At 73.5% G+C, this 12,951-nt stretch carries 10 protein-coding genes; 4 read left to right on the top strand and 6 right to left on the bottom strand.

Features of this window, described 5'->3' with window-relative positions:
* Window positions 1-68: 68 nt before the first annotated feature.
* The gene (locus ACZ4FH_RS32450) at window positions 69-2,177 is read left to right on the top strand and encodes a TPM domain-containing protein (RefSeq protein ID WP_467309358.1); all 2,109 of its coding nucleotides are present in this window, start codon (window positions 69-71) and stop codon (window positions 2,175-2,177) included.
* A gap of 62 nt (window positions 2,178-2,239) precedes the next feature.
* Window positions 2,240-2,953 carry a PspA/IM30 family protein gene (locus ACZ4FH_RS32445; RefSeq protein ID WP_467309357.1) on the top strand — a complete coding sequence of 238 codons (714 nt, stop codon included), beginning with the start codon at window positions 2,240-2,242 and terminating at the stop codon, window positions 2,951-2,953.
* 45 nt (window positions 2,954-2,998) lie between these two features.
* Here the strand turns inward: ACZ4FH_RS32445 and ACZ4FH_RS32440 are convergent, their stop codons facing one another.
* The 6 genes from ACZ4FH_RS32440 to ACZ4FH_RS32415 all read right to left on the bottom strand — a co-directional run bounded on the left by ACZ4FH_RS32440 (window position 2,999) and on the right by ACZ4FH_RS32415 (window position 9,990).
* Window positions 2,999-5,596: a SpoIIE family protein phosphatase gene (locus ACZ4FH_RS32440; protein WP_467309356.1), complete on the bottom strand. Its 2,598-nt coding sequence runs from the start codon at window positions 5,594-5,596 to the stop codon at window positions 2,999-3,001.
* Between the two features lie 160 nt (window positions 5,597-5,756).
* On the bottom strand, window positions 5,757-6,185 hold the full coding sequence (locus ACZ4FH_RS32435) for an ATP-binding protein (RefSeq protein ID WP_467309391.1): 429 nt from the start codon (window positions 6,183-6,185) through the stop codon (window positions 5,757-5,759).
* A 177-nt stretch (window positions 6,186-6,362) separates the two neighbouring features.
* Window positions 6,363-6,767, bottom strand: a complete 405-nt coding sequence (locus ACZ4FH_RS32430; protein WP_383634529.1) for a (deoxy)nucleoside triphosphate pyrophosphohydrolase — start codon at window positions 6,765-6,767, stop codon at window positions 6,363-6,365.
* A gap of 78 nt (window positions 6,768-6,845) precedes the next feature.
* Window positions 6,846-7,046, bottom strand: coding sequence for an SPOR domain-containing protein (locus ACZ4FH_RS32425; RefSeq protein ID WP_467309355.1), 201 nt, complete (start codon window positions 7,044-7,046; stop codon window positions 6,846-6,848).
* Window positions 7,047-7,252: 206 nt separating this feature from the next.
* The gene (locus tag ACZ4FH_RS32420; RefSeq protein ID WP_467309354.1) at window positions 7,253-8,983 is read right to left on the bottom strand and encodes a purine-cytosine permease family protein; all 1,731 of its coding nucleotides are present in this window, start codon (window positions 8,981-8,983) and stop codon (window positions 7,253-7,255) included.
* A 254-nt stretch (window positions 8,984-9,237) separates the two neighbouring features.
* Window positions 9,238-9,990, bottom strand: a complete 753-nt coding sequence (locus ACZ4FH_RS32415) for a GntR family transcriptional regulator (protein WP_467309353.1) — start codon at window positions 9,988-9,990, stop codon at window positions 9,238-9,240.
* Window positions 9,991-10,252: 262 nt separating this feature from the next.
* Between ACZ4FH_RS32415 and ACZ4FH_RS32410 the strand changes: the two genes are divergently transcribed.
* Together ACZ4FH_RS32410 and ACZ4FH_RS32405 are read left to right on the top strand one after the other, a co-directional pair.
* Window positions 10,253-11,647: a glycoside hydrolase family 18 protein gene (locus ACZ4FH_RS32410; RefSeq protein WP_467309352.1), complete on the top strand. Its 1,395-nt coding sequence runs from the start codon at window positions 10,253-10,255 to the stop codon at window positions 11,645-11,647.
* Window positions 11,648-11,733: 86 nt separating this feature from the next.
* Window positions 11,734-12,831, top strand: coding sequence for a threonine synthase (locus ACZ4FH_RS32405; RefSeq protein WP_467309351.1), 1,098 nt, complete (start codon window positions 11,734-11,736; stop codon window positions 12,829-12,831).
* Window positions 12,832-12,951: the final 120 nt, after the last annotated feature.

The raw sequence follows: 12,951 nt of genomic DNA, 5'->3' as shown, positions 1-12,951 counted from the left end.
CACGGCCCCCTCCCCGGGACCGCCCGGCCGGGTCGCGGGGGCCCGGGGGCGGACTTAGCCTCGCAGACGTGACGCCGCCCGAGAGCCGCACCCGGATCCTCATACCCGGCCGGGCCCTGCTCACCGTGCTGCTGGCGGTGGCCTGGCTGGCCCTGTCGCCGCTGTCCGGCGCCCGCGCCGACGATCCGGTCGCGCTGTCCCGGGACGGGCAGATCACCGACCGGGTGGGGGCGCTCGGCGACCGCAGGCCCGAGGTGGTGACCGCCCTCGACCGGCTCTACGACGAGCGGCGCCTCCAGCTCTTCGTGGTCTACGTCCGCGACTTCTCCGGGCGCCCGCCCCAGGACTGGGCCGACGCGACGGCCGGACGCAACGGGCTCGGCCGCGAGGACCTGCTGCTGGCCGTCGCCACCCACGACCGCCAGTACGCCTACTCGGTGGACCAGGACTCCCGTCTCACCGACGCCCAGCTCCGGGACGTGGCGGACACCGCGATCGAACCGGCGCTGCGCCGCTTCGACTGGGCGGGCGCCGCGATCGGCGCCGCGCAGGGCTACGCGGCGGTGCTGGCGGGCCGGCCCGTGCCCACCCCCTCGATCACACCGGGCGCCGCCGACCCCGGTGCGGGGAGGTCCGGCGGGACGAGCACCGGTGATCTGGTGCTGCCGATCGTGGTGGTCTGCGCAGCGGCGGCGGCCTCGGCGTACGCCTTCACCCGGCGCCGCCGGCGGACCGCCACCCGCACCACCCCGGCCGCCACGGGCTGGGGGCCGGCGGACACCGGACGGGACGGGGAGCCGCTGCCCGCGCTCGACGAACGCGCCCGGCGGCTGCTCGTGGAGACGGACGACGCGGTCCGCACGAGCGACGAGGAACTGGGCTTCGCCACCGCCCAGTTCGGTGAGGAGGCCGCGGCCCCGTTCACCGAGGCGGTGGCCTTCGCCAGGGGCGAGCTGACGGCGGCCTTCCGGCTGCGCCAGCGGCTCGACGACGCGGACCCGGAGGACGACGCCAGCCGCCGCCGGATGCTGGAGGAGATCGTCACGCGCTGCACCGACGCCGATGCCCGGCTGGACGCCGTCGCCGCCGACTTCGACCGGCTGCGTGAGCTGGAGCGCGACGCCCCGCAGGCGCTGGAGGCCGCCGAGACCGCGTTCCGGGAGCTGACCGGCCGGGTCGCGGACGCCGAGACCTCGCTCGCCGGGCTGCGCGAGCGGTACGCGCCCGCCGCCTCGGCCCCCGCCGCAGGCGCGGTCGACCAGGCCAAGGACCGGCTGGTCTTCGCGACCTCCTCGCTCAACCGGGCCCGGCAGGCGGTGGACGGCGGCGACACCGCCGGGGCCGCCGTCTTCGTCCGGGCGGCCGAGGGCGCGGTCGGCCAGGCGGCCACCCTCGTGGACGGGGTCGGCCGGCTCGCCGGGGAACTGGAGGCGGCCGACGGGCGGCTGCCCGCCGCGCTCACCGAGCTGGAGGCCGATCTCGCGGAGGCGGGCGGGCTCCTGGAGGGCACCGCGGACGGCGTCCCCACCGCCGCTCTGCGCGGCCGGGTCGCCCGCGCCCGGACGGTGGGGACGGAGGTGCGCGAGGAGCGGGGCGCGGGCGGCTACGACCCGGTGGACGCGCTGCGCCGGGTGGAGGAGGCGGACGCGGCGCTGGACGAGGCGCTCATCGAGACGCGCGAGCGGGAGCGGGGCGGCCGGCGGGCCCGTTCGCTGCTGGACCAGGCCCTGCTCACCGCCCGTTCGGCCGTCGGCACGGCCGCCGACTACGTCGAGACCCACCGGGGCGCGGTCGGAGCCGAGGCCCGCACCCGGCTGGCGGAGGCCCAGCGGCTGCTGGAGCGGGCCGGCGCGGCGGCCTCGGGCGAGGCCCAGTCCGCCCTGGAGGAGGCGCGGCGGGCGGACGCGCTGGCCCGGGAGGCGCGGAGCCTGGCCGAACAGGACGTACGGGCGTATGCGGGCCGCGGCGGGTCGGGCGGCGGACTGCCGGGAGGCGGCGGGGGCATGGGCGGTGCCGTGCTCGGCGGGATCATCCTCGGCGGGCTGCTGGGCGGCGGCCGGGGCGGGGGGTTCGGCGGCGGCTTCGGCGGCGGGGGGTTCGGCGGCGGGGGCGGCGGGCCGGGAAGCTTCGGCGGCGGGGGGACCCGCGGCCGGCGGGGCGGTGGGGGCCGGTTCTGACCGGCCGGGCCGCGGGCGGGGCGTACGCACACGTGACGACAGGACCATCCAGGAGAGGTGCCATGAGCAAGCAGACCATTCTCGGCCGCGTCACTCAGCTGGCCAGAGCCAATATCAACGCGGTGATCGACCAGGCCGAGGACCCGCAGAAGATGCTGGACCAGCTGATCCGCGACTACACCTCCAACATCGCCGAGGCGGAGGGCGCGGTGGCGGCGACCATCGGCAATCTGCGGCTGATGGAACAGGACCACCGCGAGGACGTGGCCGCCGCCGAGGAGTGGGGGCAGAAGGCGCTCGCCGCCAGCCGCAAGGCCGATGAGCTGCGGGCGGGCGGGGCGGGCGCGGACGCCGACCGCTTCGACCATCTGGCGAAGGTCGCGCTGGGGCGGCAGCTCCAGTCGGAGAAGGAGGCGAAGGTGGCGGAGCCGACCATCGCCCTCCAGACCGAGGTGGTGGACAAGCTCAGGACCGGGCTCGACCGGATGAAGGCCAAGCTCGCCGAGCTGAAGGCCAAACGGGACGAGCTGGTGGCTCGGTCGAAGTCGGCCGAGGCGCAGAACCGGATGACGGACGCGGTGAGGAGCGTCGACCTGATGGACCCGACCAGCGAGATCAGCCGCTTCGAGGACAAGGTCCGGCGTGAGGAGGCGAAGGCCCTGGGCAAGCAGGAGCTGGCCGCCTCCTCTCTCGACGCGCAGTTCGAGCAGCTGGACGCGATGGGTGAGGGCGCCGAGGTGGAGGCCCGGCTGGCCGCGCTGAAGGCGGCCTCCTGAAGGCGGCCTCCTGAACGCGCCCCGCGCCAGGGGCGCGGGCGGGCCTCAGAACATGCTGAGCAGTTCCTCCACGGTGGGCTCGGCGGCGGGCCGGCCGTCGGGCAGCGGGAGTTCGAACCAGACGGTCTTGCCGCGCGGGGTCCGCCTGGATCCCCAGCCGGTGCTGAGCAGTCCGACCAGCTGGAGCCCCCGGCCGCCCTCGTCGGTGTCCCGGGCCCGCCGGCGCCGGGGCTGGACGAGACCGGCGTCCCAGACCTCGCAGACCAGGGTGCGGTCCCGCAGCAGCCGGAGCCTGATCTCGCCCTCGCCGTACCGCAGGGCGTTGGTGACCAGTTCGCTGACCAGCAGTTCGGTGGTGTCGACCAGTTCGTCGAGGTCCCAGGCGATCAGCTGGCCGCGGGCCAGTTCGCGGGCGCGGCCCACCGAGCGGGGCTCGCGGGGCAGCCGCCAGTCGCCGACGGCCTCGGCCGGAAGGCCCTGGATCCGGGCCATCAGGAGCGCGATGTCGTCCTCGCCGTGGCGGGTGTCGAGCGAGCCGAGCACCTGGTCGCAGACGTCCTCCAGCGGCCGGGCCGGTTCGACGAGGGCGGCCCGCAGGGCCTCCAGGCCCTCGTCGAGCGGATGGTCGCGGGACTCGACGAGCCCGTCGGTGTAGAGGGCGAGCAGGGCGCCCTCCTTCAGCTCCACCTCGACCTCCTCGAAGGGTTCGCCGCCGACGCCGAGCGGCATGCCGGGCGGTACGTCCAGGAGCAGGGCGGCCTCGCCCGGTTCGACCACGACGGGCGGGAGGTGGCCGGCGTTGGCGAAGGTGCAGCGCCGGGTGACCGGGTCGTAGACGGCGTAGACGCAGGTCGCGAGGTAGACCTCGGAGAGGTCGGCGTCCCGGGACTTGTGGGAGCCGCGCGCGGGCCACTGGCTGCCGCCGAGCCCGCCGGAGCCGCCCGGGGTGCCCAGCCCCCGCGCGACCTCGTCGAGCGCGGAGAGCACCTCGGCGGGCTCCAGGTCGAGCAGGGCCAGCGTCCGTACGGCGGTGCGCAGTTCGCCCATGGCGACGGCGGCGCGCAGACCGCGGCCCATCACGTCGCCGACGACGAGCGCGGTGCGGTGTCCGGGCAGTTCGATCACGTCGAACCAGTCGCCGCCCACCTCGGTCGCCGTGGTGCCGGGCAGATAGCGGCAGGCGATGTCGAGTCCCGCGGCCTCGGGGTCGCCGGGGGGCAGCAGACTGCGCTGGAGGATCAGGGCGCGTTCGTGCTCGCGCCGGTAGAGGCGGGCGTTGTCGATGCAGACGGCGGCCCGTGCGGCCAGTTCGGTGGCCAGGGCGCGGTCCCGTTCGCCGAACGGTTCGCTGCCCTTGGTCCGGGAGAAGCGGACCAGGCCGACCACGGTGTCGTGGGCGACCATCGGCACGGCGAGGGTGGACTGGACGAAGCCCCGGTCGTCGCCCGGCACGTCCTCCACATGGCCGGTGCGCAGGGCGATGGCGCCGGGCGAGCCGAAGGCGTAGCGGTGGACGGCGCCGAGGGCGGGGGCGCCCGGTTCCCCGCGGGCCCCGGAGGCCTCGTCCCCGAGGCCGTCGGGGCCGGGGTCGGGCAGGGCGTCGGAGACGGCGCTGGCGAAGGCGACGCGGCGCAGTTCGGCGGAGCCTCCGACGGCCTCGCGGCGCGGGGAGCCCGCGCTGCCGGGCGGGGCCTCCTCGCCGGTGAGCAGGGCCTGGTAGAGGTCGACGGAGGCCAGGTCGCAGAAGCCGGGGACGGCGACGTCGAGGAGTTCGCGGGCGGTGGTCTCCAGGTCGAGGGAGTTGCCGATGCGGGCGCTGGCCTCGTTGAGCAGGGCGAGGTTGCGGCGGGCGCTGGCGGCCTCGCGGGCGGCGATGTGGCGGCGGGTCACATCGGTGGCGAGTCCGGCGATGCCGATGGGGCGGCCGGAGCCGCTGTGCACCCGGTAGAGGTTCATGGACCAGTGGCGCCGCTCGCTGTCGCCGGGGACGGTGCCGACGAGGGGGAGGTCGGTGACGGATTCGCCGGTGGCCAGGACCCGTTCGAGGGTGGCGGTGAGCCGGTCGGCCTCGCTGCCGGCGAGGTAGTCCTCGACGGTGCGGCCCCGGTGGTCGTCGGCGCGGCCGCCGAAGACCGTGGCGAAGCGCTGGTTGGCCCGGATCACGGCGAGGTCGGTGCCGAACAGCACGAATCCGAACGGAGATTGACCGAAAATCGCCTGCGAGGCGGCGAGGTCCGTCTCGATGAGGCGGAGCGCGCGGACGTCCACGACGATGCAGACCGCCGCGCGTTCGCCGGTGGCCGTCTCGCTGGGCATGACATAGATCTCGGCCAGTCCTTCGAGGCCGTCCCCGCCGGGCATCCGGAAGGGGACGAGCCCCGTCCACTCCCGGCCGTCGAGCACCTCGCCGATCCGGCGGTGGGCGTCACCGCGCAGCGCACCGGGCAGGAAGGCCTCGACCGGGTCCTTTCCCACCGCGTCGTGGGCGGCAACGCCGAAGAGACCGGCGGCCCGGTGGCTCCACTGCTCGATCCGGCCGTCCGGGCCGATCGAGAAGGAGGCGACCCTGATGTAGTCGTAGATCGAGCCAGGCGGACTGCTCTGCCATACGACGTCGCCCGCTGTCCCAGGTATTTCGCTCACGCGACCGTCCCCTCCAGCTCACACACCGGACCGGTCCTGCCCGCAGTATTCAGCACTACGGCCCCGACCGACACGGCGTTCACGATCACAGCACGGTCTCAGTCCGTTTCGGCCAGGTTCCGGCCGACCGCCGTGATCGCTTTCTCGTCCCACCTCACTCCTAACCAGGCAGGGCCAGCTCGAACCACACGGTCTTGCCGGTCTTTCCCTTCCTGGTCCCCCAGCGCCGGGCCGAACAGGCCACGAGCTGCAGCCCCCTGCCGCCCTCGTCATCAGGTCCGGGACGGCGTTCGGTGGGCGGATCCGGAACCGGATCGGAGACTTCCACGAGCAGTCCGGGGTGCGCGGAGGGGCCGTCCCCGTTGGGGTGCGGGCGCACCAGACGCAGTCCGATGGGACCGGCCGTGTACTGCATGGAGTTGGTCACCAGCTCGCTGACCAGCAGAACCGCCACATCACCGACGGCGGAGTCGAGGTCCCAGCCGCGCAGCACCTCGTGGACGGCGTGCCGTGCCGAGCGCACGGCGCCGGGAACAGCCGGAAAGCTCCACTCGGCCCAGTCGCCTTCGGTTCCGATCACGCCGACCACTTCCCAGAGCACGGCAGAGGACCGTCCCGCATCCGGGGACTAATCATCACATACCCGTAATAACGGATGAAATACCGCCCGTGTCGGCACGTGGGGCGTACGGAGGCAATGCCGTACGCACGAACGGCTGTACGGCGGGGGAAAGGGGCGCACACCGACGGGGGCAGGGCGCTCCGCTCAGGGGCGGGCGCCGTCCGGCAGCCGCCGTGCGGCCTCCTCGACGGCGGGCCGGTCCTGCTCCAGCCAGTCCACCGTGTCCATCTCGCCGGGGCCGAGCCAGCGCAGTTCGTCGTGGTCCTGGAGCGGGGCGGGCACACCGGAGACCAGCCGGGCCGTCCACACCCGCAGCACCCGGCCGCGCCCCAGCGGCCATTCGCCGGGGATGCGCTCCAGCGGCCTCGTCTCGATGCCCAACTCCTCGCGGAGCTCGCGGACGAGGGCCTGTTCGCCGCTCTCGCCCGGTTCCACCTTGCCTCCGGGCAGCTCCCAGCGCCCGGCCAGCTCCGGCGGGGCGCTGCGGCGCGCGGCCAGGAGCCGCCCCCGATCGTAGACGGCTCCGGCCACCACCACGCGTTCAGTCATGGTGCGGAGCGTAATGCCCGGTTGTCGCCACCCCCGACAGAGCGGCGCAGGGCGTGCGCCCGCGCACCCGTCCACCCCTCAGGAGGTGGCGGCCTGCCCCACGCGCTCCACCCAGTAGAGCTGCTCGTGTCCGCGGTGGTCGAGCTTGTCGGCGATCCGCTGCGCCTCGTCCTGCGTGGCGTAACGGCCCACGCGGTACCGGTTGCCGTTGTCGTCCTGCCGTATGACCAGCCAGGGAAGCACGGCACCGCTGTCGCTCATCGTGTCCCTCCCGGGCATCGCGCCCCTCCCTCGAACGATGTGCACGTTTCTAAGCATCCCCAGGAAACCGCAGTACGCATATGCCGGAGCCTACGCCTGACCTTCACTCACCGGATACGTGATTGCACAAAGAGATACTCATCCGGCCAGGATCGGACAAGCCCCAGGGGGCGCATCCGACTGAATGCGCCCCCTGGGGCAGTTGAGGCGTCCTCCGGGGGCCGTCAGGCCGGGGCCTCCCCGCGCACCACCGGAAGCGGCAGGAGCACCGGTCCGGCGGCGGGGTCCTTGCGGCAGGCGTCGCCGCATTCGGCGTCCAGGGAGCAGCACAGCGAGCAGATCGGCCCCGACTGCACCGGGCAGTCGGCGATGTCGGGCAGTTCGTACGCCGTGGCGCAGACCGCGCAGGTGTGGGTGGCGGTGATGTCGGGGACCTCGACCCCGGGCCCGTTCACCGGGTTGGGGCGGGCCAGGTAGTACTTCCCCCGGGTGGCCCAGGCGATCAGCGGACAGAGCGTCAGCGAGAGCCCGGCCGCGATGAAGGTCGAGAAGGCCTCCGCGTAGGTGCCGAACAGCCCGAAGAAGGCGAGGATCGAGACCGTCGAGGCGATCACCATGGCGCCGAATCCGGCCGGGTTCACCGCGTGCAGATAGGCGCGTTTGAACTCGATGTACGGCGGGCTCAGCCCGATCCGCTTGTTGATGACGAGGTCGGCGGCGACCGCGGCGATCCAGGCGATGCCGACGTTCGAGTAGAAGCCCAGCAGCTTGTTGAGGGCGGCGAACATGTTCATCTCCATCAGCGTCAGCGCGATGACGAGATTGAGGAAGATGTACCAGACCCGGCCCGGGTGGCGGTGGGTGACGCGGGAGAAGAAGTTCGACCAGGACAGCGAGCCGCTGTAGGCGTTGGTCACATTGATCTTGATCTGCGAGACGATCACGAAGACCGCGGCGGCGGGCAGGGCGAAGGAGCCGAGCCAGGGCCGGAGCGCCTCGATCTGCGGGGCGATCGGCTCCAGCGCGTGGGTCGTGCCGACGGCCTCCAGGGCGGCGAAGGCGAGCAGCGCGCCGCCGAGCTGCTTGGCGGCGCCGATGATCACCCAGCCGGGGCCGGCGGCGAGGACCGCGAGGTTCCAGCGGCGCCGGTTGGCCTCCGTACGGGCCGGCATGAACCGCAGGTAGTCGGCCTGTTCGCCGATCTGGGCGATGAGCGAGAGCGCGACGCCGGTGCCGAGTCCGAAGCCGATCCAGGAGAAGCCGGGCGCCGCCCCCTCCGTCCCCGTGAACGAGCCGAACGCGCCCCAGGCGTCCGGCGCCTCGAAGGCCAGGACGAGGAAGGGCAGCACCATGCCGATGATCCAGACCGGCTGGGTCCAGGCCTGCACCTTGGCGAGGGCGCCCATGCCGCGGAAGACGATCGGGATGACGATCAGCGTCGTCACCAGATAGCCGGCCTCGACCGGCAGTCCGACGGCCTGGTGCATGGCCTGCGCCATGATCGAGCCTTCGAGGGCGAAGAAGATGAAGGTGAACGAGGCGTAGATCAGCGAGGTCAGGGTCGAGCCGAAGTAGCCGAATCCGGCTCCCCGGGTGACCAGGTCCATGTCCAGGCCGTAGCGGGCGCAGGCCCGTGCGATGGGGATGCCGGTCAGGAAGATGATCGTCGCGGCGGCCAGGATCGAGGCGAGTCCGCTGGTGAATCCGTAGGTGAACACGATCGAGGCGCCGATCGCGAAGTCGGCGAGATAGGCGATCCCGCCGAGCGCGGTGCCCGCGACCGTCCCGGGCGACCAGCGCCGGAAGGAGTGCGGGGCGTAGCGCAGGGAGTAGTCCTCGCGGCTCTCGTCGGCGGCGAGCCGCGCATAGCTGCGCCGGGGCGGCGGGGGCGCGGCCCCGCCCCCGGGTCCTGGCCCGGGGGCGGGCTGCGTCTTCGGTACGGCGGTGTCCGTCATCGCTGACTTCCCGTTCGTCGGTGCCGGTGTGCGGGTCCGGACGGGAAATTAGGAGCGGGACATGACAAGCCGTCACGGCGGACGATTGCCCGGCTGTTACGGGGGACGGGCGGCGGTTAATTCGCCGTCACACGCCCCGGACGCGCCCGCCCGGATATCGGTGGACCGCCGCGGACGCGCGGACACGGCGCCACCGGGCACGGACCCGCCGCCCGGCGCCCACCGGGACGGACGGCCGCGGCCGCCGCGCCCGGTCACCGGACCGGCAGATGGTAGGCGACCCGGTAGCGGTCGGCGGGAACGACCACGTCGGCGGTCTCGACGGCGCGCCCGGAGGCGTAGAACGTCCGCTCGATCACCATCACCACATGGCCCGGCACCCCGCCGAGCGCCAGGAGCTCCTCCGCCAGCCCCGGGCGCGCGCCGACCTGCTCGGCCACGTTGTCCACCACGACATCGATCGCGGCCATCCGCTCGACCACCCCGCAGCCGCCCAGCGGGCCCTCCTCCGGCAGCATCACCGGGGTCCGCCCGGTGATGGCCAGGGGCTCCCAGGAGGTGGAGAGCATCATCGCCTCGCCGCCGTCGCGGAACACGTAGCGCGTCCGCATCACCCGGTCCCCCGGCTCGATGCCGAGCCGCTGGGCGACCTCGGCACCGGCCTCCTCCTGCTCGCTGCGGGACTCCCAGGTGCCCCGCGCGCCCTCCGCCGTCTGCTCCTGGCGGAACGGGCTGGCGCCGGACTCCGAACGGAAGCCGGACCGGGCGATCCGGCGCGGCACCGGGCGCTCGCGCACATAGGTGCCGGAGCCGGACCGGCCCTCGACCAGCCCCTCGGCCATCAGCACCTTGCGCGCCTCCAGCGCCACGGTGTCCGAGACCCCGTACTCCTCACGGATGCGCGCCTGTGAGGGCAGGCGCGTATGAGGCGGCAGCGAACCGTTGGCGATCTTCTCTCTCAGATCGCCCGCAACACGCAGATAGGCGGGCTGCTCACCGAAAGTCACAGGCCACTCCCCAAGAGGTTGACAGACTGCAACAGCGTCGCAACCGTCGGTTCCGGATCGCAAGCGAAGGCCAGAGTTTCACCTGATGTGATGATTCCTCGTCCGCGCAGGCATGGGTTCCCCTCCGCCACCACAGGGCATTCGGCCAAACCGGTCCGTCCGACCCCTTGACCCTTTTTGGTCCAGACCAATAACTTCCTCAGACAGCACGACCATGCACCTCTCCCGCACATGTCTCCGCATACGCACAGGAACGGGCCTCATGCGTCGAAGAACCCTGTCCGGACTGGCCATCACCGCCTGCGCCCTCACCCTGGCGGCCACCGTCTCCCCCACCGCCAGCGCCCACGGCGGCCACGGCAAGGGCCACCGGGGCGGCAGCCACCACGGCTCCTCCCCCGCCTACAAGCGCGTCGGCTACTTCACCCAATGGGGCGTCTACGGCCGCGACTTCCAGGTCAAGGACCTGGACACCAGCGGCCAGGCGGCCAAGCTCAGCCACATCAACTACTCCTTCGGCAACATCAACGCCGAGGGGAAGTGCTTCACCGGCAACATCGCCGGCGAGGCCGACGCCTGGGCCGACTACCAGCGCCCGCTGGACGCGGCCGGCTCGGTGGACGGCGTGGCCGACACCGACGACCAGGCCCTCGCGGGCAACTTCAACCAGCTGCGCGAGCTCAAGGCCAAGCACCCCGGCCTCAAGGTGATGATCTCGCTCGGCGGCTGGAGCTGGTCCACGCACTTCTCCGACGCGGTCCGCACCGCGGCCTCCCGCAAGGCGCTCGTCTCCTCCTGCATCGACCTGTACATCAAGGGCAATCTGCCGGTGGACGGGGCACGCGGCGGCGAGGGCGCGGCGGCCGGTCTCTTCGACGGCGTCGACCTCGACTGGGAGTGGCCGGGATCCGCCGGTGACACCGACACGGTCTACCGCCCCGAGGACAAGCGGAACTTCACCGCGCTGGTGCACGAGTTCCGCGTCCAGCTCGACGCCTACGCGAAGAGCGACGCGGCCGCCGCCCGCAAGGGCCACCACGGCCCGAAGCCGAAGCCCAAGCACTACGACCTCTCGGCCTTCGTGCCCGCGTCGGCCGGGAAGATCGACGCCGGCTTCGACGTCCCGCGCCTCATGCGCGACTTCGACTTCGTGAACCTGCAGGGCTACGACCTGCATGTCTCGGGCGAGAAGACGACGGCCCAGCAGTCCGCGCTGTACGCGAAGAAGGACGACTTCAGCGTCGACCGGACCGTGCGCGACTGGCTGAAGCGGGGCGCTCCGGCCCGCAAGCTGGTGATGGGCATGCCGTTCTACGGCCAGGGCTGGACCGGCGTGACCGGGGGCGGCACCGGCATGGGGCAGCCCGCGGCCGGCCCGGCGCCCGCCACCTGGGCGGCCGGCTCCGAGGACTACAAGGTCCTCAAGAAGCTGGCCGAATCCGGTGCGTTCAAGGTCCACCGCAATGTCCGCGACGGCAGTGCCTGGCTCTTCGACGGCACCACGATGTGGACGTACGACGACCCGCAGGTCCTGCGGACGAAGACCGCGTACATCCGCGACCACAAGCTCGGCGGCGCGATGTTCTGGTCGCTGGACGGCGACACGGAGGACGGCGAGCTGACGAAGGCCGTCGACCGCGGGCTGAACAGGCGGTAGCCGAAGGCCCGTCCGGTACGGACAACGCCCCGGGGCGGTCGCGCGGTACGCGGCCGCCCCGGAGTCCCCCTGGCATGCTGGCCGTCATGGCCACCACGTATCACTGCCCGCAGGACGGCACCCGCGCGGACGTCGCGTCGGCACCCTGGTGCTGCCCGGTCTGCCGGGGCCCCTGGGACCTGGACTTCACCCCCTCGGGGCCGCTGCGCGCCGCCGCGCTGCCGGGCCGGGTCAACTCCCTGTGGCGGTACGAGGAGGTGCTGCCGCTCTCCTCCCCCGCCACCACCCTCGGCGAGGGCCGCACCCCGCTGGTCCCGCTCACGGCCACGGTCTCGGCCAAGCTCGACTATCTGATGCCGACGCTGTCGTTCAAGGACCGGGGCGCGGTCATGCTCGCCGAACTGGCCCGCCGGCTCGGCCCCGAGCGCGTCGTCGCGGACAGCAGCGGCAACGCGGGCACCTCCGTCGCCGCGTACTGCGCCCGCGCCGGACTGCCCTGCGCGGTGTACGTCCCCGAGGGCACCTCGCCCAAGAAGACCGAGCAGATCCGCGCCCACGGCGCCGAGCTGGTGACCGTGGCCGGGGACCGCGAGGCGACGGCCCTGGCGGCCCGCGCCGCCGCCGACGCCCCCGGCACCTTCTACGCCTCCCATGTCTTCAACCCCTACTTCCTGCACGGCACCAAGACCTACGTCTACGAGCTGTGGGAGGACCTCGGGGGCCGCCTCCCGGACGCCCTCGCCGTGCCCGTCGGCAACGGCACGCTGCTGCTCGGGGCCGCCCTGGCCACGGCGGAACTGCTGGCCCAGGGACTGATCACGCGCCGCCCCGCGCTGATCGCCGTCCAGGCCGAGGCGGTCTCCCCGCTCGCGGCGGCCTTCCACGCGGGCGCCGACGACCTCCTCGACACCCCGGCCGGGGCCGCGCCCACCCTCGCCGAGGGCATCGCCATCACCCGCCCGCCGCGCGCCCGCGCGATCCTGGCGGCCGTACGGGAGTCGGGCGGCACCTTCCTCACCGTTCCGGAGGACCGGATCCGGGCCGCCCAGCTCGAACTGGCCGCGCGCGGGCTCTTCGTGGAGACGACGGGCGTGGCCTGCTGGGCGGCGGTGGGCGACCGCCGGGACGCCGACATCGTCGTCCCGCTGTGCGGCGCGGGCCTGAAGACGGGGACGGCCGCCTGAGGCGACGGGGCCGGCCCCGGGCGGGTCGCGGCGGAAGCGGATGAGCAGGTCCGCCCAGGCCCCGCCCGGGACCGGCCCCGGGCGCCCGGCCGTCGTCACGTCAGCCGTTCACCCGCGCGC

It is taken from the genome of Streptomyces sp. NPDC024555 (genome assembly GCF_055559335.1).
This window is presented reverse-complemented; position numbering and strand designations above follow the sequence as displayed.

Coding starts and splice junctions, on each gene's coding strand:
- ACZ4FH_RS32445 (WP_467309357.1), top strand. CDS start 2,240: ATGAGCAAGCAGACCATTCTCGGCCGCGTCACTCAGCTGGCCAGAGCC.
- ACZ4FH_RS32430 (WP_383634529.1), bottom strand. CDS start 6,767: ATGACTGAACGCGTGGTGGTGGCCGGAGCCGTCTACGATCGGGGGCGG.
- ACZ4FH_RS32425 (WP_467309355.1), bottom strand. CDS start 7,046: ATGCCCGGGAGGGACACGATGAGCGACAGCGGTGCCGTGCTTCCCTGG.
- ACZ4FH_RS32420 (WP_467309354.1), bottom strand. CDS start 8,983: ATGACGGACACCGCCGTACCGAAGACGCAGCCCGCCCCCGGGCCAGGA.
- ACZ4FH_RS32410 (WP_467309352.1), top strand. CDS start 10,253: ATGCGTCGAAGAACCCTGTCCGGACTGGCCATCACCGCCTGCGCCCTC.
- ACZ4FH_RS32405 (WP_467309351.1), top strand. CDS start 11,734: ATGGCCACCACGTATCACTGCCCGCAGGACGGCACCCGCGCGGACGTC.